This is a genomic window from Agrobacterium larrymoorei (assembly GCF_037722385.1).
Lineage (GTDB): Bacteria > Pseudomonadota > Alphaproteobacteria > Rhizobiales > Rhizobiaceae > Agrobacterium > Agrobacterium larrymoorei_C.
The window spans coordinates 327,525-349,160 of the sequence record NZ_JBBKAQ010000001.1 but is presented as its reverse complement, the minus strand read 5'-3'; the positions used below and the strand labels follow the sequence as shown (position 1 = coordinate 349,160).

The 21,636-nt window shown below is 57.1% G+C and carries 20 protein-coding genes; 18 read left to right on the top strand and 2 right to left on the bottom strand.

Features of this window, described 5'->3' with window-relative positions; translation table 11 throughout:
* Positions 1-133 precede the first annotated feature (133 nt).
* From bcp to WKI41_RS01530, 9 genes are all read left to right on the top strand, one after another.
* Entirely contained in the window at positions 134-601 is a 468-nt protein-coding gene (gene bcp / locus WKI41_RS01570) for a thioredoxin-dependent thiol peroxidase (protein WP_340191779.1), read from the top strand.
* Positions 602-625: 24 nt separating this feature from the next.
* Positions 626-1,447, top strand: coding sequence for a ferritin-like domain-containing protein (locus WKI41_RS01565; protein WP_340191778.1), 822 nt, complete (start codon positions 626-628; stop codon positions 1,445-1,447).
* Positions 1,448-1,519: 72 nt separating this feature from the next.
* A complete protein-coding gene (locus WKI41_RS01560) occupies positions 1,520-2,782 on the top strand; it encodes a peptidoglycan DD-metalloendopeptidase family protein (protein ID WP_340191777.1) in 1,263 nt (420 codons plus the stop codon).
* Between the two features lie 189 nt (positions 2,783-2,971).
* On the top strand, positions 2,972-4,474 hold the full coding sequence (locus WKI41_RS01555) for a DEAD/DEAH box helicase (protein WP_340191776.1): 1,503 nt from the start codon (positions 2,972-2,974) through the stop codon (positions 4,472-4,474).
* Positions 4,474-4,887 (top strand): NUDIX domain-containing protein, encoded by a 414-nt coding sequence (locus WKI41_RS01550; RefSeq protein ID WP_340191775.1) that lies wholly within the window; start codon positions 4,474-4,476, stop codon positions 4,885-4,887. The genes WKI41_RS01555 and WKI41_RS01550 overlap by 1 nt, the downstream gene beginning before the upstream one ends.
* Positions 4,888-5,034: 147 nt before the next feature.
* Positions 5,035-6,108, top strand: a complete 1,074-nt coding sequence (locus WKI41_RS01545; RefSeq protein WP_340191774.1) for a branched-chain amino acid ABC transporter substrate-binding protein — start codon at positions 5,035-5,037, stop codon at positions 6,106-6,108.
* Between the two features lie 138 nt (positions 6,109-6,246).
* Entirely contained in the window at positions 6,247-6,924 is a 678-nt protein-coding gene (rpe, locus tag WKI41_RS01540; protein ID WP_340191773.1) for a ribulose-phosphate 3-epimerase, read from the top strand.
* Between the two features lie 128 nt (positions 6,925-7,052).
* Positions 7,053-8,360: an adenylosuccinate lyase gene (gene purB / locus WKI41_RS01535; protein ID WP_340191772.1), complete on the top strand. Its 1,308-nt coding sequence runs from the start codon at positions 7,053-7,055 to the stop codon at positions 8,358-8,360.
* Between the two features lie 162 nt (positions 8,361-8,522).
* Complete coding sequence (locus WKI41_RS01530; protein ID WP_340191771.1) at positions 8,523-9,110, top strand: RBBP9/YdeN family alpha/beta hydrolase; 588 nt, start codon at positions 8,523-8,525, stop codon at positions 9,108-9,110.
* Positions 9,111-9,302: 192 nt separating this feature from the next.
* Here WKI41_RS01530 and WKI41_RS01525 read toward each other — a convergent pair whose 3' ends face one another.
* The gene (locus WKI41_RS01525; protein ID WP_340191770.1) at positions 9,303-9,644 is read right to left on the bottom strand and encodes a DUF1476 domain-containing protein; all 342 of its coding nucleotides are present in this window, start codon (positions 9,642-9,644) and stop codon (positions 9,303-9,305) included.
* Positions 9,645-9,892: 248 nt separating this feature from the next.
* On the opposite strand from WKI41_RS01525, the gene purC reads away from it, so the two are divergent.
* From purC to gpt, 5 genes are all read left to right on the top strand, one after another.
* Complete coding sequence (gene purC / locus WKI41_RS01520) at positions 9,893-10,657, top strand: phosphoribosylaminoimidazolesuccinocarboxamide synthase (protein ID WP_027673419.1); 765 nt, start codon at positions 9,893-9,895, stop codon at positions 10,655-10,657.
* A gap of 17 nt (positions 10,658-10,674) precedes the next feature.
* The gene (purS, locus tag WKI41_RS01515) at positions 10,675-10,917 is read left to right on the top strand and encodes a phosphoribosylformylglycinamidine synthase subunit PurS (protein WP_062441600.1); all 243 of its coding nucleotides are present in this window, start codon (positions 10,675-10,677) and stop codon (positions 10,915-10,917) included.
* A 119-nt stretch (positions 10,918-11,036) separates the two neighbouring features.
* A complete protein-coding gene (purQ, locus tag WKI41_RS01510; RefSeq protein ID WP_340191769.1) occupies positions 11,037-11,708 on the top strand; it encodes a phosphoribosylformylglycinamidine synthase subunit PurQ in 672 nt (223 codons plus the stop codon).
* A 66-nt stretch (positions 11,709-11,774) separates the two neighbouring features.
* Positions 11,775-12,179: a hypothetical protein gene (locus tag WKI41_RS01505; RefSeq protein WP_340191768.1), complete on the top strand. Its 405-nt coding sequence runs from the start codon at positions 11,775-11,777 to the stop codon at positions 12,177-12,179.
* A 185-nt stretch (positions 12,180-12,364) separates the two neighbouring features.
* Positions 12,365-12,862, top strand: coding sequence for a xanthine phosphoribosyltransferase (gpt, locus tag WKI41_RS01500; RefSeq protein ID WP_296021871.1), 498 nt, complete (start codon positions 12,365-12,367; stop codon positions 12,860-12,862).
* Positions 12,863-12,977: 115 nt separating this feature from the next.
* Here gpt and soxR read toward each other — a convergent pair whose 3' ends face one another.
* The gene (gene soxR, locus WKI41_RS01495; RefSeq protein WP_340191767.1) at positions 12,978-13,445 is read right to left on the bottom strand and encodes a redox-sensitive transcriptional activator SoxR; all 468 of its coding nucleotides are present in this window, start codon (positions 13,443-13,445) and stop codon (positions 12,978-12,980) included.
* A 65-nt stretch (positions 13,446-13,510) separates the two neighbouring features.
* Here soxR and WKI41_RS01490 point away from each other — a divergent pair, with 65 nt between their 5' ends.
* The 4 genes from WKI41_RS01490 to WKI41_RS01475 all read left to right on the top strand — a co-directional run bounded on the left by WKI41_RS01490 (position 13,511) and on the right by WKI41_RS01475 (position 21,535).
* Positions 13,511-14,086 carry an NADPH-dependent FMN reductase gene (locus WKI41_RS01490; RefSeq protein WP_340191766.1) on the top strand — a complete coding sequence of 192 codons (576 nt, stop codon included), beginning with the start codon at positions 13,511-13,513 and terminating at the stop codon, positions 14,084-14,086.
* Between the two features lie 793 nt (positions 14,087-14,879).
* On the top strand, positions 14,880-18,683 hold the full coding sequence (locus WKI41_RS01485; protein ID WP_340191765.1) for a vitamin B12-dependent ribonucleotide reductase: 3,804 nt from the start codon (positions 14,880-14,882) through the stop codon (positions 18,681-18,683).
* Between the two features lie 119 nt (positions 18,684-18,802).
* Positions 18,803-19,897: a protein kinase domain-containing protein gene (locus WKI41_RS01480; RefSeq protein ID WP_340191764.1), complete on the top strand. Its 1,095-nt coding sequence runs from the start codon at positions 18,803-18,805 to the stop codon at positions 19,895-19,897.
* Between the two features lie 111 nt (positions 19,898-20,008).
* A complete protein-coding gene (locus tag WKI41_RS01475; RefSeq protein WP_340191763.1) occupies positions 20,009-21,535 on the top strand; it encodes a hypothetical protein in 1,527 nt (508 codons plus the stop codon).
* Positions 21,536-21,636: the final 101 nt, after the last annotated feature.

The window sequence follows — 21,636 nt, the reverse complement described above, 5'->3', positions numbered from 1 at the left end:
AGGGCCTTTTCAGTTTGGCGGCTTCACCCTGCCATCCCGCTTGACTCGCCACAAGACTGGACGAAGCTATTATTCGCACTATATCGATTACCCGCCCCCATGCTCAACAATCCGGGCAAAAGAAAGGTGAACCATGGCAGAACTGACGATTGGCGACGAAGCGCCGGATTTCCGTCTTCCTAGAAACGGCGGTGGCGATATTTCTCTTTCGGAGTTGAAGGGCAAAGCGGTCGTTCTCTACTTTTACCCGAAGGATGACACGTCCGGCTGCACGACAGAGGCCATCGACTTCAGCGCACTGGGCGCGGAGTTCGAAGCGGCCAATGCGGTCGTCATCGGCATCTCGCCGGATTCGGTGAAGAGCCACGACAAGTTCGCTGCCAAGCATTCCCTCACTGTCATGCTCGCCGCCGACGAAGACAAAAGCGCACTGGAAGCTTATGGCGTCTGGAAGGAAAAGAGCATGTACGGCAAGAAGTACATGGGCGTTGAACGCACCACCTTCCTGATTGCCCCAGACGGCAAGATCGCAAAGATCTGGAGCAAGGTGAAGGTCCCAGGTCACGCGCAGGCGGTTCTTGACGAGGCGAAGGCTCTTTGATTAGGGACACCTGGTCCGACGACCATGACACTCACGCTGACATCTCTGAGAGGCGGCGCCACCGAGGCCATTGCCTCAGCCGATCTCGACCGAAAGACGGCATTGGCGCAAGAAGCGGCAGTTCGATGGTTCGAGCGGCGTATCTCCCTACGCTCGCCGCTTGACCCAAAATTGCCTGATCGTCCCGGGCGACCGGAGAGGCCGGAACTCGTTCCGCCGACCGCCGTCAAGCGGCGGTCTCTTCACAGCGTGAAGGGTCGGATCGCTCTCCTGCATGCCATTGCCCATATCGAACTTAACGCGGTGGACCTCGCACTCGATATCGTTGCCCGTTATGCCAGCGAGCCAGTCCCCCATTCCTTTTTCGACGGGTGGATGCAGGTCGCATTCGAAGAGGCCAAGCACTTCCGACTGGTCCGAGATCGGCTACGGGCGATGGGGGCCGATTACGGCGATCTGCCAGCGCATGACGGTCTCTGGCAGGCAGCGCACCAGACGCGCAACGACCTGACCGCAAGACTTGCAGTCGTGCCGCTTATTCTCGAAGCACGCGGTCTCGACGTTACACCTTCCCTCCAAGCCAAGATGCGCGAAACAGGCGATCTCGAAAGCGCTGCCGTTCTCGATGTCATCTATAATGACGAGAAAGGTCACGTCGCCATCGGTGCCAAATGGTTTCGGTTCCTGTGCGCACGGGAAAGAAAGGACCCAGCAGAAACCTTCAAGCGATTGGTCAGGGTCAACTTCCGTGGTCCACTGAAGCCGCCTTTCAACGATCTTGCGCGGGCGGAAGCGGGTTTGACGCCGTCCTTCTACCGTTCGCTCACCGCCGTCAGCCAAAGCTGATTACGTTTGTAAAAGCTTCGTTAACCTTAACAAATTATCTTTTTCAGTGGACGACGAACCGCTGGAGCTGAGATGACGGAAGCGAGGACAAACCTGGCCTTTGGCAAGAAGCGCAAGCAGCACGTCCTCATTCTGGCAAGCGGCGAGAAGGTTCGCCATGTCACCATCAGACCTTTGCTCGTCATCCCCACACTGCTGATCGTCCTCGTCATGAGCCTCGGCTTTATCGGCTCGACGGCTTATCTCGTTTTTCGCGACGATATGCTGGGGGCGATGATTGCGCGGCAATCACGCATGCAAAAAGATTATGAAGACCGTATCGCGGCGTTGCGCTCGCAGGTAGATCAGATCACCTCGCGTCAACTTCTGGACCAGCAAGCCGTTGAAAAGAAAGTCGAGACACTTCTTGCGCAGCAGAATGCCCTGTCCTCCCGTCACGGACGGGCCAACGATCTCCTGAACGAGGACGGCACCGTATCGGCACCGGAAGAAGATAACGTCGCACCGTCGGCAAACGCATTCGCTCCGCAAAAGAAGGCAAGCCTCTCCGGTGGCGCTTCCGCCATCGACCGCGCACTTCGTGGTCCGGACAAAGCATCGACGCTTAAAGGCAGCCTGACCTACAGCGACAACAAGGATGCGGTATCCGGGCGCGCGCTGACGCGGATGCTCGTCTCGCTCAACCGCATCGAATCGGACCAGTTGGGGCGAATCGCTTCGCTCACCATCGGCGCGAAGAGCCGGGCCGATGCCATGGCCGATATCATCCGCAGTACCGGCCTGAAGATCGATGATAAAGCTGACGATGCCGTGGGCGGTCCCTTTGTCGAAGCGTCCACAAACCCGTTTCAGGCATCGCTGGCAGATCTCGACAACGCCTTGGACCGTCTGGAAACCGTTCGTGGCACGGTAGAACGCATGCCGCTCGGCAATCCGGCACCCGGTCGCGACATCACCAGCCGCTTCGGCAATCGCATGGACCCCTTTCTCGGCCGGCCTGCGTTACATACCGGGATAGATTTCCGCGCCGAAACAGGCGCCAATGTGCGTGCCACCGGTGCAGGGACTGTCTCTTTTGCAGGCTATTCAGGTGGTTACGGCAACATGGTGGAAGTCGATCACGGCAAAGGCGTCACGACGCGCTACGGCCACCTGTCGCAAATCCTGGTTCGTACCGGCGAGAAAATCGAGCTTTCCGATATCGTCGGCAAGGCGGGCAGCACCGGACGATCCACCGGGCCTCACGTTCATTATGAAGTCCGGCTGAATGATGAGCCCGTCGACCCCATGCGGTTCCTCGTCGCGGGCACAGAATTGAAGACCTATCTTCAGTAAAAGACCGCTCACATATTTGAATCCCAGCCTGATTTTCTTCAAACCGGTGGTTTTCATGTGCCATTTTGGGACGAATCCCTGTTTCCTTGACTTTTCGGCGATTTAAGCCTATGTCGCGGACCACGATCTGCGGCACTAACGCTACGACAGTCGCTTGTTCTTCGAACCAGAACGGAAACAGTTTTTCCTTTGACAACATTCTCTGATCTTGGCCTGAGCCAAAAAGTCCTTTCCGCTATTGCCGATGCTGGCTACAACACGCCTACACCAATTCAGGCGGGCGCCATTCCTCCGGCGCTGGAAAGACGCGACATTTGCGGCATTGCACAGACGGGAACCGGCAAAACGGCGTCCTTCGTGCTGCCGATGCTCACGTTGCTCGAAAAGGGCCGTGCTCGCGCGAGAATGCCGCGGACGCTCATCCTGGAGCCGACGCGTGAACTCGCCGCTCAGGTTGCCGAGAACTTCGAGAAGTACGGCAAGAATCACAAGCTGAACGTCGCACTTCTGATTGGCGGCGTTTCGTTCGAAGAGCAGGATCGCAAGCTGGAGCGTGGCGCGGATGTCTTGATCTGCACCCCCGGCCGTCTGCTCGATCACTGCGAACGCGGCAAGCTGTTGATGACAGGCGTGGAAATCCTCGTCATCGACGAGGCCGACCGCATGCTCGACATGGGCTTCATCCCCGATATCGAGCGTGTCGCGAAAATGATCCCCTTCACGCGTCAGACGCTATTCTTCTCGGCAACCATGCCGCCGGAAATTCAGAAGCTTGCCGATCGCTTCCTGCAAAACCCGGTCCGCATTGAGGTCGCCAAGCCCTCTTCGACGGCGAAGACTGTGACGCAGCGTATCGTTGCGACACACGACAAGGACTACGAGAAGCGCGCCGTGCTTCGCGACCTGATCAAGGCACAGACTGATCTGAAAAACGCGATCATCTTCTGTAACCGCAAGAAGGATGTGGCCGATCTCTACCGTTCGCTTGAACGGCACGGCTTCTCCGTCGGCGCCCTGCATGGTGACATGGACCAGAACTCGCGCACGAAAATGCTTGCGGGCTTCAAGGACAATCAGATCACGCTACTGGTCGCTTCCGACGTTGCCGCGCGCGGTCTCGACATCCCCGATGTCAGCCACGTCTTCAACTTCGACGTTCCGATCCATGCGGAAGATTACGTTCACCGCATCGGCCGTACCGGCCGCGCCGGTCGCTCCGGTGCTGCGTTCACACTCGTCAACCGTCGTGACACCAAGTATCTCGACGCGATCGAGAAGCTGATCGGCGAAAAGATCGAGTGGCAGAGCGGAGATCTTTCGGAACTTCCGGCACCCATGGAAAGTTTCGCCACCGATCGTCCACGCCGCGGCAAGGACAAAGATAAGGATCGCGGCCGTGGCCGAGATCGTAACCGCCGTGAAGCGCCTCAACAGGTCGAAGCGGAAACCCCGAATGAAAAACCGGCTGACAACATTCAGGTTGCGGCAAATGGAGGCGACAAGGTGAAGGCAGAGCGCAGGCACGAGAAGGCTCCTCGGAATTTCGACCGGAACCATGGTGCTTCCCACGCGAATGACGACAACCGTGATCGTCGCCGCCATTACCGCGATCATGATGATGGCCCGACACCGGTCGGCTTCGGCGACGACATTCCAGCGTTCATGCTGATCGTCGCAAGCGCCAAGGGCTGATGGCACAGCCAGGCATCGATTTTCCAGGTGTTGGATGCGGTCTCGTCATCAGACGAGACGGCAAAGTGCTGCTCTATAAGCGCGTCAAGTCGCCTGAAGCCGGACACTGGAGTATCGTGGGCGGCAAGGTTGATCATATGGAGCATGCCCTAGAGGCGGCCCGTCGCGAAGCCGAGGAAGAAAGCGGGCTCACCATCGGAGACGTTCGCTTCCTCTGTATCAGTGAGCAGATCATACCAGCCGACAGACAACATTGGCTGTCACTGATCTATGTGACGGACGATGTGGCGGGAACGGCACAATTGACGGAGCCGGACAAGCTGTCCGATATGGGCTGGTTTGATGTCGACGACCTGCCCTCTCCGCTCTCCCTTTTTGCGAAGGATGCGTTTCGCCATCTCGCATCACGTTAGGACGACGGCTGCGCCAGCGTCGGCACGCCGGCCATCCTGCAACGAACGATCATTCTTCACCATAAAGCGCACTTTTCTTGGCGTTGAACCTTTTGCATCCTGCTCAGCCTCGATAACATCGGACAATCGCACAGGATAATGCCGTCCATGAATTCACTTAACCTGCTCAGTCTTGCCTTCAGTCTCAGCCTGGCCGGCGCTGCAAGTGCCGCAACCATCGCGGTCGTTGCTCCGCAAAATGGCGCATATGAGATGCTGGGGTTGCAAGTTCGGCAGGGTGTAAAAGCGGCAGCCGCCAAGGTTGGCCTCGATGTGATGGAGATCCACGAGAGCTGTGAGGACGGCAGCGGTGGTGCGATCGCCGATGGCCTTGTCGCCTCGAAAGTGTCCGTTGTCGTCGGCTTCCTGTGCACGGAAACCCTGGCAGACGCGCTACCCACTCTCAAAAATGCGGCGATCCCGGCCATCACATTGTCAAGCCGATCGCCCATCCTGATGGAAGATGCATTGAAGCGCGGCTGGCCCCTCTTCCGTATGGCCCCTTCGGAGAACGACGAAGCTTCTGCCGTGGCAGACATCATGCTGCGCGACTGGAAGGGGTTGCCCTTCGCGCTTCTCGATGACGGAACGATCTATAGTCGCGAACTCGTTGACCGCGTGCGTGCGCGGTTGGAAGAAGCGGGGTTGAAGCCAACCTTTACGGACACGCTTCGCCCCTCTCAGGAACAGCAGATTGCCCTGGTACGTCGTCTTAGTCGAACCGGCGTCACCCATGTTTTCGCCGCCGCTGAGCGCAATGACCTTGCAATCATCGGACGCGACGCTTCCGCAGAAAAAATTCCGCTTGTGCTCTTGGGCAGCGATGCGCTGAGAGCCGCAAACGCGCCTGTCCCGCTGCAATCGGGCACGCTTGCCGTTGCTCTGCCGGACTCCGCGATACTTCCCACAGCGGCAGAACCGGTGCAACAGTTGCGTACTGCCGGTGTCGAACCCGAAGGCTATGTGCTTCCGGCCTACGCTGCCACTCAACTCTCCGCCCAAGCGTTGGAGAAGGCATCGGAGCAATCGAAGCCAACGCCTGATGTGATCGTCGGCGCAACGTTCAATACTGCCATCGGCCCTATCATCTTCAACGATCGCCACGAGTTGCAGGACAATCCTTACAGGCTTCAACGCTGGACTGGAACGAATTTCGTCTCCGTCGACAAGGCGTTGAATTAAGGCGCTCCGGCAACCTCGTATCGGGAGATCCATTTCCATCTAATCGATTTGGCCATTGCGAGGTTTGGATCGACGCTTGTTGACCCATGCGTGTGGTGCTAAGGGCCAGCAACGCCTTGCCAACTGGAGCATTTGCAGATGACCCTTCCCGTCCGGATCGCCCCTTCCATTCTTGCCTCCAACTTTGCAAAGCTCGGACAAGAAGTTGCCGATGTGACGGCGGCGGGCGCCGACTGGATTCATCTGGACGTTATGGACGGACACTTCGTGCCGAACATTTCTTTCGGGCCCGATGTGATCAAGGCGCTCCGCCCCCACAGCAAGGCCTTCTTCGATTGCCATTTGATGATCGCGCCAGCCGATCCATATCTTGAGGCCTTCGCCAAGGCTGGATGCGACAGCATCACCGTCCATGCCGAAGCCGGAGCGCATCTGCACCGCTCGCTGCAGACCATCCGCGCACTCGGCAAGAAGGTGGGCGTTACTCTCAATCCCGCAACGCCGCTCTCGGTTCTCGAAAACGTTCTGGATGATGTGGACCTCATCCTCATCATGAGCGTCAATCCGGGCTTCGGCGGCCAGAAGTTCATCCCAGCCATGCTCGACAAGATCCGCGCGGCAAAGTCGCTCATCGGCAATCGCCCGATCGAGCTGGAAGTGGATGGCGGCATCACCACCGAGACGGCAGGCAGCGCCATTGCAGCAGGTGCCAATGTGCTCGTTGCCGGCTCCGCGGTGTTCAAGGGTGATGGTGTAGACGACTACACCAAAACCGTATCTGCTCTCAGAGCCGCCGCAGAAAGCGGTCGCGCCTGATCGCAAGGTATTGCCTGCCAGAAGAATGCTGAGATCCCGGGATTCACCCTGACGCGCCGAATGCGTTGAGATTGCCGGAACACTTTGCTAAACGGGCACCAGATTTCTCAGTTCAAGAAGGCTTAGCCATGATCCCTCGTTATTCCCGGCCGGAAATGGTCGCTATCTGGTCGCCGGAAGCCAAGTTCCGCATCTGGTTCGAAATCGAGGCGCATGCCTGCGACGCGTTGGCCGACATCGGCGTAATCCCGAAGGAAGCGGCGAAGACCATCTGGGAAAAGGGTGGGGCTGCCGAATTTGACGTCGCCCGCATCGACGAGATCGAAGCCGTCACCAAGCATGACGTCATTGCCTTCCTCACCCATCTTGCCGAATTCGTCGGGCCCGACTCGCGCTTCATCCACCAGGGCATGACCTCCTCAGACGTGCTCGACACGACGCTGAACATCCAGTTGGTCCGCGCCGCCGACCTGCTGATCGCCGATATGGACCGCGTTTTGGCGGCGCTCAAGACCCGCGCATTCGAGCACAAGAACACGGTGCGCATCGGTCGCAGCCACGGCATTCATGCCGAGCCGACGACAATGGGTCTGACATTTGCGCGCTTCTTTGCTGAGATGGACCGCAACCGCGTCCGTCTCGTCAATGCGCGTGCCGAAATCGCCACGGGCGCCATTTCCGGCGCTGTCGGGACCTTCGCCAATATCGATCCGTCCGTCGAGGAGAAAGTCTGCAAGGCCCTGGGCCTCACGCCAGAACCTGTCTCCACGCAGGTCATTCCGCGTGATCGTCACGCCATGTTCTTCGCCACGCTCGGCGTCATCGCCTCCTCGATCGAAAACGTCGCCATCGAAATTCGCCATATGCAGCGCACGGAAGTTCTGGAAGCGGAAGAATTCTTCTCGCCGGGCCAGAAGGGTTCGTCGGCCATGCCGCACAAGCGCAACCCCGTTCTGACCGAGAACCTCACGGGTCTTGCCCGCCTCGTGCGCATGTCAGTCGTCCCGGCATTGGAAAACGTGGCTCTCTGGCATGAGCGCGATATCAGCCACTCGTCCGTCGAGCGCGCCATCGGCCCAGACGCCACCATCACGCTCGATTTTGCGCTCAACCGTCTGGCAGGCGTGATCGAGAAGCTGGTGATCTATCCCGAAAACATGTTGAAGAACATGAACAAGTTCCGTGGTCTCGTCCATTCGCAGCGCGTCCTTCTGGCTCTGACGCAGGCTGGCGTTTCGCGCGAGGATTCCTATCGCCTCGTGCAGCGCAATGCCATGAAGGTTTGGGAAGAGGGCAAGGACTTCCTTGAAGAACTGCTGGCCGACGAAGAAGTGCGCGCCGCCCTTCCGGAAGAAACGATCCGCGAAAAGTTCGACCTTGGCTACCATACAAAGCACGTCGACACGATCTTCAGCCGAGTCTTCGGCGAGGCTTGATCCTTAAGCCGAAGACAGAACTGACGCTTCGCCTCTCTTGAAGATCATCGCTCACTTCGGTCGAAACCGAGGTGAGCGCAGGCACCTCATACGATTGTATCCATCGGCATTTCCTGTGCTTTGCATCTTGATAACGCCATCCAACACACCAAGATAAGCGGCATGAAAGCATCAGAAGCAGATATCCTCATCGTCCCCGGCTACACCAATTCCGGCCCCGACCATTGGCAAAGCCGCTGGCAGGAGAAACTCTCCACAGCACGCCGTGTCGAGCAGGCGGAGTGGTCCAAGCCTGTGCGCGAAGATTGGGTTGCCCGCCTTGTGGAGGAAGTCAATGCCTCGACGAAGCCTGTGGTTCTCGTCGCGCATTCGCTCGGCGTGCCGACGGTAATGCACGCCTTGCCGGAGATTGCTCCCAAGGTAGCTGGTGCAATGCTCGTAGCACCGCCAGATGTCGCCAACCCAGACATCCGGCCAAAGCATCTGATGACCTTTGGCCCCTACCCTCGTGATCCGCTCCCCTTCCCGGCGATCACCATCGCCAGCCGCAACGATCCCTTCGGGACGTACGAGCATGCCGACGACATTGCTGCGGCCTGGGGGTCGCTTCTGATCGACGCCGGCATGTCAGGGCACATCAACACGGAATCGGGTCACGGCCCGTGGCCGGAGGGAACGATGGTCTTTGCTCAGTTCCTGAGCAAGCTTAAGCCGCCACCAGGCTTTATGTCCGCTGAACAAAAAAACTAGCAATATAATCGCAGCGTGAAGCGGTTTCGGTGATTAGCAAGTAAACAGAAATGCCGCGCAAGTATATCCCGCGCGGCTCCGGCCTCTCGGCACCTTGTGCTCAAACACCCTGAAGCTCGCGCCGTGCAAAGGCTGGATCATCTCCAGACACCACGAAAAGCTCTGTCGGTTGTTTGGAATTCAAAATGAAGTTCAGGCAGCGCGCTTGCTGTCAAATTGCGAGATTCCGTTGCGCAACTCGTCGGCGGCACAGCGCAGCAGGCTGCTCATCTGATCATGGATCGCATCGTCGGTCACGCCGACACCGGCGGCGACAAAGTCGTCGTGCAGCTTGTTGAACACGGCTTCATCGCCTTCGCGGCCGATGGAGGTAGCAACAATCTCGCTGGCATAGGAATTGGCGTCTTCCTTGTGCATCAGGGAGGCAGCCCAAAGGCCCATCAACCTGCTGCGCATGCCGTGAAGACGAAAGCTCAATTCTTCTTCGTGAAAATACAGATTCTCGATCGCTTTACCGCGCTGTCTCAGACCCATGATTATACCCCGTTTTTACTCTGTTGTTATTTGCGTCCTCTTGATCGGGACAACACTGTTCTAGAATACAACTGTTGAAAAAGCGTAACTTTGAGATGATGCCTTGGAAGAGCCAAAAACAGGGTTGAAGAATTGCAAACAAGCGCGTGCGGTCGCATTGTGAATTTGCTTCTTTTCCGTTATGGGACCGCTTCAAGAAACGAAACGAACGCCATCCGCACCGGCGCTACAACAAGAGATATGTCACTATGAACCGTCGCCGCCGAATCTATGAAGGCAAGGCCAAGATCCTTTATGAAGGTCCGGAGCCGGGAACGCTCATCCAGTTCTTCAAGGATGACGCCACCGCTTTCAACAAGAAGAAGCACGAAGTCATCGACGGCAAGGGCGTTCTCAACAACCGCATCTCGGAATACGTCTTCACGCACTTGAACAAGATCGGTATTCCCACCCACTTCATCCGTCGCCTGAACATGCGCGAGCAGCTGATCAAGGAAGTGGAGATGATCCCGCTCGAGGTTGTCGTGCGCAACGTTGCCGCAGGATCGCTCTCAAAGCGTCTTGGTATCGACGAAGGCGTCGTGCTGCCGCGCTCGATCATCGAGTTCTATTACAAGTCGGATGCGCTGGAAGACCCGATGGTGTCCGAGGAGCACATCACCGCTTTCGGTTGGGCAAACCCTGCTGAACTCGACGACATCATGGCGCTTGCCATTCGGGTCAACGACTTCCTCTCCGGCCTCTTCCTCGGCGTCGGCATTCAGCTCGTTGATTTCAAGATCGAATGCGGCCGCCTGTTTGAAGGCGATATGATGCGCATTATCCTTGCGGATGAAATTTCGCCGGATAGCTGCCGTCTGTGGGATATCGAGACGCAGGAAAAGATGGACAAGGACCGCTTTCGCCGCGATATGGGTGGGCTTGTGGAAGCCTATTCGGAAGTCGCGCGCCGTCTTGGCATCATCAATGAAAACGAACCGATCCGCGGCACAGGCCCGGTTCTCGTCAAGTGAAATCAGGAGACCATCAGGTGATCAAGGCACGGGTGACTGTTACGCTGAAGAACGGCGTTCTCGATCCGCAGGGTAAGGCAATCGAAGGCGCGCTGGGCAGCCTCGGTTTTGATGGCGTCGGCCAGGTTCGTCAGGGCAAGGTCTTCGATCTTGAACTGAACACGACCGACAAGGCCAAGGCCGAAGAAAACCTGAAGGCGATGTGCGAGAAGCTTCTCGCCAACACCGTCATCGAAAACTACGCGATCGCCATCCTCTAGAGCAATTCGGGTGGACGGGGTTCACCTCGATTGCTCTTAACTCTTTGTTTGACGCATTTCCTGACGCAAGACCGCAGATAGTTTTGCTGGAAATGCTCTGAATTTCGGAGCCAAGGCCCATGAAATCCGCAGTCGTCCAGCTTCCTGGCCTCAATCGCGACCGTGACATGATCGCGGCCTTGACGAAGATTTCCGGTCAGGCGCCCGTCACCATCTGGCAAACGGAAACGCAGATTCCGGATGTCGATCTCATCGTCATCCCCGGCGGCTTCTCCTATGGCGATTATCTTCGCTGCGGCGCGATCGCAGCTCGCATGCCGGTCATGCAGGCGATCCGCGAAAAGGCTGACCAAGGCGTCAAGGTTCTGGGTGTGTGCAACGGCTTTCAGATTCTGGTTGAAGCCGGGATGCTGCCAGGCGCATTGATGCGCAATGCCTCGCTCAAATTCGTCTGCCGCGAAGTGAAGCTCGAAGTCGTCAACAACGATACCGAATTCACGCGCACCTACGACAAGGGCCAGATCATTCGCTCGCCCGTTGCTCACCATGACGGCAACTACTTCGTCGAAGCCGACGAACTGAAGGCGATGGAAGACAATGGCCAGGTCGTGTTCCGTTACGCTGAGGACACCAACCCGAACGGCTCACTCAACGATATTGCCGGCGTCATCAATGCCAAGGGCAATGTTCTTGGCATGATGCCGCATCCGGAAAACCTCATTGAAGCCGCCCATGGCGGCAAGGATGGCCGTGGCATATTCGCCTCAGCGCTCGGCGTCATCGCCGCCTGATATCGGAAGCATCGAGCCGGGCGGATCAGCCCGGCTTTCTTTTTGCCGCTCATGCTGGATTGAAGAATGAACCGCACCGCTCCCACACGTTCCTTCGGCGTCGCCGCTCTCGGCTTTGCAGCGCTCGCACTTGCTGCATGCCAGCCGAAGCCTGAGCCACCGCGGGCTGCGTCGCAGGCTGCCCTTCCGGTGATGGAGCGCATCGCACTCGGCGCCAATGCCTGCTGGTTCAAGTCTGGCGATCCAGCGTTCAAGGCCTACCGCCTAGCACCGGAACTTAACTCCTTCTCCGGTCGTCCTCGCATTCTGCTCGTTCCACGCAACAGCCCGGAATCGCGCCCGATGCTCGTGGTACAGGCCGAAGGCAATCCGGCAAATCTCCAGGCCTTCGGTCCTGTAATGAATGACGGTCACGCTCCTCGCATCTCAGCAGACATCAAGCGCTGGGCGAATGGTGGCAAGGGCTGCTGATCGTCCATAGACCGGCTACGGTCTGTTGTGACGTTGATAGGAAGCACGCTGGAAATTCTCCGGCGCCTCTCCACAGGCAGCTTGAGCAAGATCATGATCGCCGCAAGCGCGCAGACTTGCTTTTTGCCGTTTCTTGCCGCTATTAGCCAAAGCCATCAGCAATTGAATGAGATGGCAAACCCACCATGTCCCTTCCCGATAAAGCCTTTCCCGTTTCCTGGGATCAGTTTCACCGCGATGCCCGTGCACTGGCATGGCGGCTTGCCGGCCTGAACCAGGAGTTCAAGGCCATCGTCTGCATCACCCGCGGCGGCCTCGTTCCAGCAGCGATCATTTCCCGCGAGCTTAACATCCGCCTGATCGACACGGTATGCATCGCCACGCGCCACGATTACCTGAACCAGGGCGATACCGTTCTGCTAAAGGGCATCTCTCCCGAACTGCTGGAAAAGTCTGGCGAGGGCATTCTGGTCGTCGACGATCTGACCGATACGGGCAAAACGGCACTGGAAGTGCGCGAGATGCTGCCCAAGGCGCATTTTGCCTGCGTTTATGCCAAGCCGACCGGCGTTCCAACCATCGATACCTTTGTCACCGAGGTCAGCCAGGACACCTGGATCTACTTCCCATGGGACATGGGCTTCACCTACCAGGAGCCGATCGCCAAGGGCGCGCCCGGCTGATCACCACGCATTGATCATGTCGCGCCAGGCGATTGAGGTTTGGCGCGACATGATCCGATCCTGTTTTTCCAGATCGTGTCTCGTCTGACAGACCTGAAGTGTATGGCTCAAGAAGCTACGGCCCCGGTTCGAGCAGCACCGGACCGGTGCCTTTATCTCCCAATATATCGGCCGGGTTGCGCAGTGGGCATTCGTCCGTCGAGAGGCAGCCGCAGCCGATGCAACCGGTTAGTTGATTGCGCAGCCGCGTGAGGCGTGCAATGCGGTCATCCAACTCGGCCTGCCAATGGGTGGCGAGCCTCTGCCAGTCCTTACCCGTTGGCGTGCAACCATCCGGCAGAGTGTTCAAGGCCTGCTGAATTTCCTTCAACGGAATGCCCGCCCTCTGCGCCACCTTGATGATGGCAATGCGTCTCAGCACATCGCGCCCATAGCGACGGTGATTGGAGCTGTTGCGCCAGCCTTTGATCAGCCCTTCTGCCTCGTAAAAGTGCAGCGTCGAGACCGCTACACCGGCGCGCTCGGCAACATCGCCGACCGATAGATCGCGCACCAGCGGAATCTGCTGAAGTTTTTTCGTCATGCGTATTGACCTCAACCTTACTTGAGGAACTACCACAAGGAGCTCAACACCGAAAGGGGTAATCCATGACTGAAAAAGCGCTCTCGCTACGCATCATCCTGGGCAGCGCCCGCACCAACCGCTTTGCCGACATTGTCGCAAGTTGGGTGGCCGCCAGACTTTGGTCTATGCCGCATATCGCGGTGGAGATCCTCGACCCGCGTGAACTCAAGCTGCCACTCGGGCATGATCCGGCGGCCGCTTCGGTAAAAGCATTGCGCGCGAGCCTTGATCGTGCCGACGCCTTCATCGTCGTGACGCCGGAATATAACCGAAGCTACACGGGTGAACTGAAGACGCTAATCGACTCCGCCTACGCCGAATGGAACGCAAAGCCTATCGGCTTTGTCTCCTATGGCGGCATTTCCGGTGGTCTTCGTGCCGTGGAACATCTACGCACCGTCTTTGCCGAGACCCATGCTGCAACGATGCGCGATGTGGTCAGCTTCTCCAATCCGTGGAATTTGGTGGATGCGGAGGGCAAACTCGCTGCCGGACAAGATGCAGACGCTGCCTTTCAAACTCTGATGGGACAACTGGAGTGGTGGGCTGAAGCGTTGAAGCATGGTCGCCAGACTTCACCATATAAGAGATCCGCTTGATGGGTGCGCATCCGCTGGCGCTGAAGACGCCGCCACCGGCGGGGTCCCGTATCAGCGCAAACGGGTGATATCGACGAGCCGGCTTACATGTCGGTCACCTGCCGTCGAGACGGTCCATGAAATCAAATGCTTCGACCAACGAGGCGGATACACCGCCAGATGTAGTTGTGGGCCTGTGCATAAAGGTGGCTCGCGCAACAATTGGCTGTATAAAGCGCACCTCATGTTGCTGCTTGGCAACATCGAAAATCTTCCCGAAAATGCTGGATTCCCTGCCCTCCGTAACGACAGGCAAGCTTCACGCAAGGTAAGCAGTGAGCCTTCAATCCCCGCAAGTCCCTGAAATCTATAGAGGGTTTTTCTTTCCCCGTTTTCCACAACCTATCCACACCACATCTTGTGGTAAATAAACACTTACAAACTAGCACTTGACGGAATCGGCTCGTTTTCTAAAAGTACCCCCATGTTGCGGCGGCAACGGAATCGGCAGGGTCATCTGCGGTTCTTTCCTGTATCTGTTCACGCGTTGTCTTGCGTTCCAACCATGAGGGGTGAGGAACGTGAGGGTGTGTCCATGTCTGGGAGCTGCCAAAACGTGAGGCGGGGTCTGGCGACAAGAAACTGTTAATACTATATATAGTATGCTTGCAGCCGTCATAACCACGAAATAAGGGAACAACATCCAAGGATGAACGTTTCCAGTCATCGGCAAACAACTGGCTGCGCATGGCCCATGCGACGCCGGAACGATATTTTGCGCCTGATCAGGCGCCAACGGACAAGGACACCAACGATGCGCATCGAACGCCGCTTTACGAAGCCCGGCCAGTCGCCTTACGCGGAAATCGAATTCCGCAAGGCCATCAGCGAAATCAAGAATCCCGACGGTTCCATCGTGTTCCGCCTTGCGGACATTGATGTGCCGGCGCAGTTCAGCCAGGTGGCGACCGACGTGCTGGCGCAGAAGTATTTCCGCAAGGCTGGCGTTCCCAAGGTCCTGAAGAAGGTCGAAGAGAACGACGTTCCGTCCTTCCTGTGGCGCTCCGTTGCCGATACGGCTGCCATGAAGGATCTGCCCGAATCCGAGCGTTACGGCTCGGAAATCGACGCACGTCAGGTTTTCGATCGTCTTGCCGGCACCTGGGCCTATTGGGGTTGGAAGGGCAAGTATTTCTCGTCCGAAGAAGATGCTCTCGCTTTCCGCGATGAGCTCGCCTACATGCTCGCCACTCAGCGCGTTGCGCCGAACTCCCCTCAGTGGTTCAACACCGGCCTGCACTGGGCCTATGGCATCGATGGCCCGGGCCAGGGCCACTTCTATGTCGACCCCTTCACCGGCAAGCTGACCAAGTCCAAGTCCGCTTACGAACATCCGCAACCGCATGCCTGCTTCATCCAGTCCGTTGAAGACGATCTCGTCAACGAAGGTGGCATCATGGACCTTTGGGTTCGCGAAGCCCGTCTGTTCAAATACGGCTCTGGCACCGGCTCCAACTTCTCTTATCTGCGTGGCGAAGGCGAAAAGCTTTCCGGCGGCGGCAAGTCCTCCGGCCTGATGAGCTTCCTGAAGATCGGTGACCGCGCAGCTGGCGCCATCAAGTCCGGCGGCACCACCCGTCGCGCGGCCAAGATGGTCGTCGTCGATGCGGACCACCCGGATATCGAGGCCTATATCGACTGGAAGGTGAACGAAGAGCAGAAGGTTGCCGCCCTCGTTACCGGTTCCAAGATCGTCGCCAAGCATTTGAAGGCCATCATGAAGGCCTGCATCAACTGCGAAGGCGATAACAGCGATTGCTTCGACCCTGCCAAGAACCCAGCCCTCAAGCGCGAAATCCGCGCTGCCAAGAAGGATCAGGTTCCGGAAAATTACATCAAGCGCGTCATCCAGTTTGCTCAGCAGGGCTACAAGGATATCGAATTCAAGACCTATGACACGGACTGGGATTCGGAAGCCTACCTCACTGTGTCCGGCCAGAACTCCAACAACTCCGTTTCGTTGAAGGATGACTTCCTGCGCGCTGTCGAAAGCGATGGCGACTGGAACCTGACCGCTCGCCGCGACGGGAGAGTGATGAAGACGCTGAAGGCACGCGACCTGTGGGAAAAGATCTCGCATGCCGCATGGGCCTCTGCCGATCCGGGCCTGCACTTCAACACCACCATGAACGACTGGCACACCTCACCTGCCGCTGGTTCCATCCGCGCATCCAACCCATGCTCGGAATACATGTTCCTGGACGATACGGCCTGCAACCTTGCTTCGCTGAACCTGCTTCAGTTCAAGGACGCAGCGACCAAGAAGATAAACATTGCCGATTACGAGCACGCCGTTCGCCTGTGGACCGTCGTTCTCGAAGTCTCGGTGATGATGGCGCAGTTCCCATCGCGTCAGATCGCCGAACGCTCTTACGAATACCGCACCCTCGGCCTCGGCTACGCCAATATCGGCGGACTGCTGATGTCGTCCGGCATTCCTTATGACAGCGATGAAGGCCGTGCGATTGCAGGCGCCCTGACCGCAATCATGACCGGCGTATCTTACGCGACGTCAGCTGAAATGGCTGGCGAGCTTGGCCCATTCCCGGGTTTTGCGCCAAACCGCGACAACATGCTGCGCGTCATCCGCAACCATCGCCGTGCGGCTCAGGGCCTGGCCTATGGTTACGAAGGCCTGTCGGTAAACCCGGTTCCGCTCATCCATGCCGATTGCACCGATCAGGAGCTGATCAAGCACGCCGTTGCTGCCTGGGACAAGGCGCTGGAACTTGGCGAACAGAACGGTTACCGCAATGCCCAGACGACCGTTATCGCGCCCACTGGCACGATCGGCCTCGTGATGGATTGCGACACCACCGGCATCGAGCCTGACTTTGCGCTGGTGAAGTTCAAGAAGCTTGCCGGCGGCGGCTACTTCAAGATCATCAACCGCGCGGTTCCCGAATCGCTGCGCTCGCTCGGTTACTCCGAAAGCCAGATCGCCGAGATCGAAGCTTACGCTGTCGGCCACGGCAACCTCAACCAGGCGCCCGGTATCAACCCCGGCTCGCTGAAGGCCAAGGGCTTCACCGATGAGAAGATCGAGGCCGTCAATGGCGCGCTGAAGAGCGCCTTCGACATCAAGTTCGTCTTCAACCAGTGGACGCTTGGCGCCGACTTCCTGAAGGACACGCTGAAGATTTCCGACGAGCAGCTCACAGACATGAGCTTCAATCTCTTGGAGCATCTCGGTTTTGCGAAGAAGGACATCGAGGCAGCAAACGTACACGTTTGCGGCGCGATGACGCTGGAAGGCGCGCCGTTCCTCAAGGACGAGCATCTCTCGGTTTTCGATTGCGCCAATCCCTGCGGCAAGATCGGCAAGCGTTATCTGTCGGTCGAATCCCACATCCGCATGATGGCGGCTGCACAGCCCTTCATCTCAGGCGCGATCTCCAAGACGATCAACATGCCGAACGATGCGACGGTGGAAGATTGCGGCGCAGCCTACATGCTGTCCTGGAAGCTTGCACTGAAGGCCAACGCACTCTACCGCGATGGCTCGAAGCTCTCCCAGCCACTGAACGCCTCGCTGGTGGAAGATGAGGACGACGAAGACGCCATGGAAGAACTGCTGGCTCAGCCACAGGCAGCCCAGGCCGTCACCATCACCGAGAAGATCGTCGAGCGCATCATCGAGCGTGTCGTTCGCAGCCAGGAAAAGCTGCCGACCCGCCGTAAGGGCTACACCCAGAAGGCAAAGATCGGTGGTCACACTATCTTCCTGCGCACGGGCGAATACGACGACGGCCGTCTTGGCGAAATCTTCCTTGACATGAACAAGGAAGGCTCGGCCCTTCGCGCCTTCATCAACAACTTCGCGATTTCCGTGTCGCTCGGCCTGCAATATGGCGTGCCGCTGGAAGAATATGTCGACGCCTTCACCTTCACCAAGTTCGAACCGGCCGGCATGGTGACGGGCAATGACGCAATCAAGAACGCCACGTCGATCCTCGACTACGTGTTCCGTGAACTCGCCATCTCCTATCTCGGCCGCCACGATCTGGCGCATGTCGACACCTCGGACTTCTCCAACACCGCACTTGGTCGCGGCGTGTCCGAAGGCAAGGCAGATGTCGTCTCCAAGGGCCTGACCCGCGGCTACAAGCCAACTCTCGTCTCCAACAACGGCAGCGAACGCGGCTCGGCGGAAATCAAGGGTTCTGCAACCGCAGCCCCTGCCCGCGCCTCGGCCAATGTGACGGCAATCTCCGGCAATGCGGCCCGCAAGCTGGAGACGACAGTTTCAGTCGCCACCTCGGAAGTCGTCGCCTTCAAGCGTGACTATGAGGAACGCGCCCGGGAATTGGCCGAAGAGATTGCAGAAGAAGTGGTCGAAACCGAACAGAGCGCCACCGCCCTTTTCTCGGACAAGGCCGCAGCCGACGCCGCCTCTGCCAAGGCCGACGCCAAGAAGGTGGAAAACGAACGCCGCATGCGCTCGATTGCCCAAGGTTACACAGGCAACATGTGCTCCGAGTGCCAGAACTTCACGATGGTCCGGAATGGGACTTGCGAGAAGTGCGATACTTGTGGTGCGACTAGCGGTTGCAGCTGATTATTGCAGCGGCTTATCCACCTTACAGAGTACTTCGGGCAGCCTGGCGCTGCCCGAAGGGAACTTAAAAGAAATATCTAGGAGCGAACGTCACTGACGGCAGTAAGAGGAGGAGCTTAATGTCCGTTGACCATCTAGCTGGAGCTTGGCGACTGCTTGGTATGAGTCTGCCGAATGGTTGGAAAGTGATCGAGACAGTTGGGTGGGACCCCACGACTGGAGTCGGTAGCGACCACTACAATGGTACAGGGGGACACTTCTCTGTGCCTTACATTGTTGAGAAGGACAAAAAGCGTGCTTTTCTCAAGGCAATCGATCTAACGGCAGCAATGCATGCGCCCGATACTCTGCGGGCACTGCACGAGATTACCTCCGCACACAGCTTCGAAGCCGAGCTTCTCAAAGTTTGCGCGGGAGAGAAAATGGATCGAGTTGTAGTCGCGCTTGAGAGTGGACAGGTTTCCGCAGGTAGCAACCTCCAAGACAAAGCGCCGTATCTGATATTCGAACTTGCTGACGGTGACGTCCGACGCAGAGTGCAACGCGTGAACGAATCTCTTCGTTTATCTTGGTGGCTCCACGCAATGCATCAAATCGCCACAGGATTGCAACAGCTTCACTCCCGTCGAATAGCGCACCAAGATCTTAAACCATCAAATGTTTTAGCTTTTGGCAACACGCGCGACTTCAGGGTAGCTGACCTCGGCCGCGCAGTGTGCGATGGAACAGCTGGTCCACATGATGATCTAATCTTCTCCGGCGATTTTGGTTACGCTCCGCCGGAAATTCTATATGCCCAGATCGACCCCGACTTCGCCATGCGCCGGTTAGGATGTGATCTCTACCTACTAGGAAGTATGATCTTTTTCTTCGCTACGGGTTATGGATGCACGCAACAACTTGTGTCGCGCCTATCCATTGCCGAACGTCCACCAACGTTGCGCGGAACGTGGAATGGTACATATGCAGCCGCGGCGCCACTTGTGCAGCATCATTTCACCGATCTCCTAGCAGAGCTGAACGGGTCCCTGCATCCGACCGTTGCAGATGAGCTTACAAAAGTTGCATCGGAGCTTTGCAATCCAGACCCTGTACTCCGGGGACACCCGCTTGATCGCGCGAGGGCTGGCAACCGGTTTTCGCTTGAAAGGTACATCGCAATCTTCGACAGGTTAGCCAAGCGAGCGGACCTCGTTTATCGAATGGCAATCTAAGTGTTTGATAACAATGACCAGGTAGGTCGGCAGACTATTCCGCGGTGGCTGTCGATAGGAGAATCCAGGCTGCTCGGAGAGCTCGGTGCAACTTCGCGTCCGGCATCCCAAATGCAACTGGGTATAGTCAGTGAGGCAAATTGCTTCCTTGATGCGGAGTTTAACAGAGCGGTAGATCGCTGGTCCAAAACGAACTCCCTTGAGGACGCCGAAGAATTGATCGGGCTAGCTCTCCTAATAGACCGCTTGGATCATCCTCAGGCGGAGCGCGCAGGACTCGCGCTTATCGAACGAGTTGAAGATGACGACGCACGGCTCCAATTTGTGAGGCGGGTTCTCAATCGAACGTCTGATTTGGAGAATACGACGCTTCCTGTAGAGGAAGCTCACATTCGTGTAGAAATCGCTAAACGTAAACGCCTTCTTGACCTAAATCCGAGAGACGCTCTGCGTCTAGCAGATTCAGCTTTGCTCTACGCCAACCTCGGTCAAAGACGGTCAGCGTTTTCGCTTTTGAAACGCGCACTTATTCTTCGACCTGACGATCGCTATGTTCTCAGGGCTGCATCACGTTTCTTCGTACATATCGGGGAGCCAGAAAGAGCGTTGCATTTTTTGAATGCATCTCGCGCCACGCGGTCAGATCCTTGGCTCAAAGCAGCGCTCTTCGCAGTTCAGGCCGCTTCAGGAGTAGCTTCGGCAGGTTGGCGAAAGGCAAAAACATTGCTTAGTGATGCGAGCTTCTCAAGCCGCGACTTGTCAGAACTGGCAGTACAAATGGGAAGTATGGAATATGACGGAGGATCCCGAAAGCAAGCAATCAGAATGCTGCGTCAGGGGGCAATAAGCCCGACAGAGAATGCGATCGCCCAGATCGGCTGGGTAGCGCGACACCGAACTGGCCTAAAGCATGCAGATATTAATGTCGATATTTCGCTTTCAAAAGAGGCGTCTGCTTATACGGCATATGAGAAATCGCAGTGGGCTAGCGCTATAGCGCACTGCTCTGACTGGCGAAAGATCGAGCCGTTCAGCGCTCGTCCAGCGATCCTTGCGACATTTATCGGCTGCGTCTCAGCGGAAGGTCTAGAAGAAGCGGCAACAGTCGGCGCCTACGGTTTGATGGCCAATCCTAAGCACAAAACACTTTTAAACAATTTGGCAGCAGTGAGAGCACTGCAGGGACGTCTTGAGGACGCTAGAAGTTTGGTCGCACGCGCCCAAGCATCTCCAGGAGATGATGATGATGACGTCATCGTCACTGCTACAAACGGTCTAATCAACTTCCGAGAAGGAAAATACGAAGAAGGTGGCGCACGGTATATAGAGGCGATCGAAAAGGCACTGCAGAACAAGAACAGACCTCTAGCATTCAGAGCGATCTATTATCTGTCTCGCGAAGTTTCCCGCGTTGATCCTGACCACGGACAAAAGCTTTTGGATAAAGTGGACTGTGATCTAGAGCTTGCGAGCAAGAAAGGATTAGCGATTCCTAAAGATATAGAAGTGATTAGAGGACAGGTAGACAAAGACCGTAAAATGGTCGCCGGTGACGCCATCGCGCCAAGCTCCGCACTTTCCGTTAGATGGGATGATGTCATAGGCCACGCTGGTACACGACTGCTGGAAGACGACTGATCGACACTAAAGATGAGGACATTAGTTATTTCACCTCATTTATCGGCGGAAGCGAGTACATGAAAACCGCTTTCCAAAAAGCGTCAGCGACCATTAGCCTT

Excerpts from the sequence above, each read along its gene's own strand:
- bcp (WP_340191779.1), top strand. The coding sequence starts at position 134 with ATGGCAGAACTGACGATTGGCGACGAAGCGCCGGATTTCCGTCTTCCT.
- WKI41_RS01565 (WP_340191778.1), top strand. The coding sequence starts at position 626 with ATGACACTCACGCTGACATCTCTGAGAGGCGGCGCCACCGAGGCCATT.
- WKI41_RS01560 (WP_340191777.1), top strand. The coding sequence starts at position 1,520 with ATGACGGAAGCGAGGACAAACCTGGCCTTTGGCAAGAAGCGCAAGCAG.
- WKI41_RS01550 (WP_340191775.1), top strand. The coding sequence starts at position 4,474 with ATGGCACAGCCAGGCATCGATTTTCCAGGTGTTGGATGCGGTCTCGTC.
- WKI41_RS01545 (WP_340191774.1), top strand. The coding sequence starts at position 5,035 with ATGAATTCACTTAACCTGCTCAGTCTTGCCTTCAGTCTCAGCCTGGCC.
- rpe (WP_340191773.1), top strand. The coding sequence starts at position 6,247 with ATGACCCTTCCCGTCCGGATCGCCCCTTCCATTCTTGCCTCCAACTTT.
- purB (WP_340191772.1), top strand. The coding sequence starts at position 7,053 with ATGATCCCTCGTTATTCCCGGCCGGAAATGGTCGCTATCTGGTCGCCG.
- WKI41_RS01530 (WP_340191771.1), top strand. The coding sequence starts at position 8,523 with ATGAAAGCATCAGAAGCAGATATCCTCATCGTCCCCGGCTACACCAAT.
- WKI41_RS01525 (WP_340191770.1), bottom strand. The coding sequence starts at position 9,644 with ATGGGTCTGAGACAGCGCGGTAAAGCGATCGAGAATCTGTATTTTCAC.
- purC (WP_027673419.1), top strand. The coding sequence starts at position 9,893 with ATGAACCGTCGCCGCCGAATCTATGAAGGCAAGGCCAAGATCCTTTAT.
- purQ (WP_340191769.1), top strand. The coding sequence starts at position 11,037 with ATGAAATCCGCAGTCGTCCAGCTTCCTGGCCTCAATCGCGACCGTGAC.
- WKI41_RS01505 (WP_340191768.1), top strand. The coding sequence starts at position 11,775 with ATGAACCGCACCGCTCCCACACGTTCCTTCGGCGTCGCCGCTCTCGGC.
- gpt (WP_296021871.1), top strand. The coding sequence starts at position 12,365 with ATGTCCCTTCCCGATAAAGCCTTTCCCGTTTCCTGGGATCAGTTTCAC.
- soxR (WP_340191767.1), bottom strand. The coding sequence starts at position 13,445 with ATGACGAAAAAACTTCAGCAGATTCCGCTGGTGCGCGATCTATCGGTC.
- WKI41_RS01490 (WP_340191766.1), top strand. The coding sequence starts at position 13,511 with ATGACTGAAAAAGCGCTCTCGCTACGCATCATCCTGGGCAGCGCCCGC.
- WKI41_RS01485 (WP_340191765.1), top strand. The coding sequence starts at position 14,880 with ATGCGCATCGAACGCCGCTTTACGAAGCCCGGCCAGTCGCCTTACGCG.
- WKI41_RS01480 (WP_340191764.1), top strand. The coding sequence starts at position 18,803 with ATGTCCGTTGACCATCTAGCTGGAGCTTGGCGACTGCTTGGTATGAGT.
- WKI41_RS01475 (WP_340191763.1), top strand. The coding sequence starts at position 20,009 with ATGCAACTGGGTATAGTCAGTGAGGCAAATTGCTTCCTTGATGCGGAG.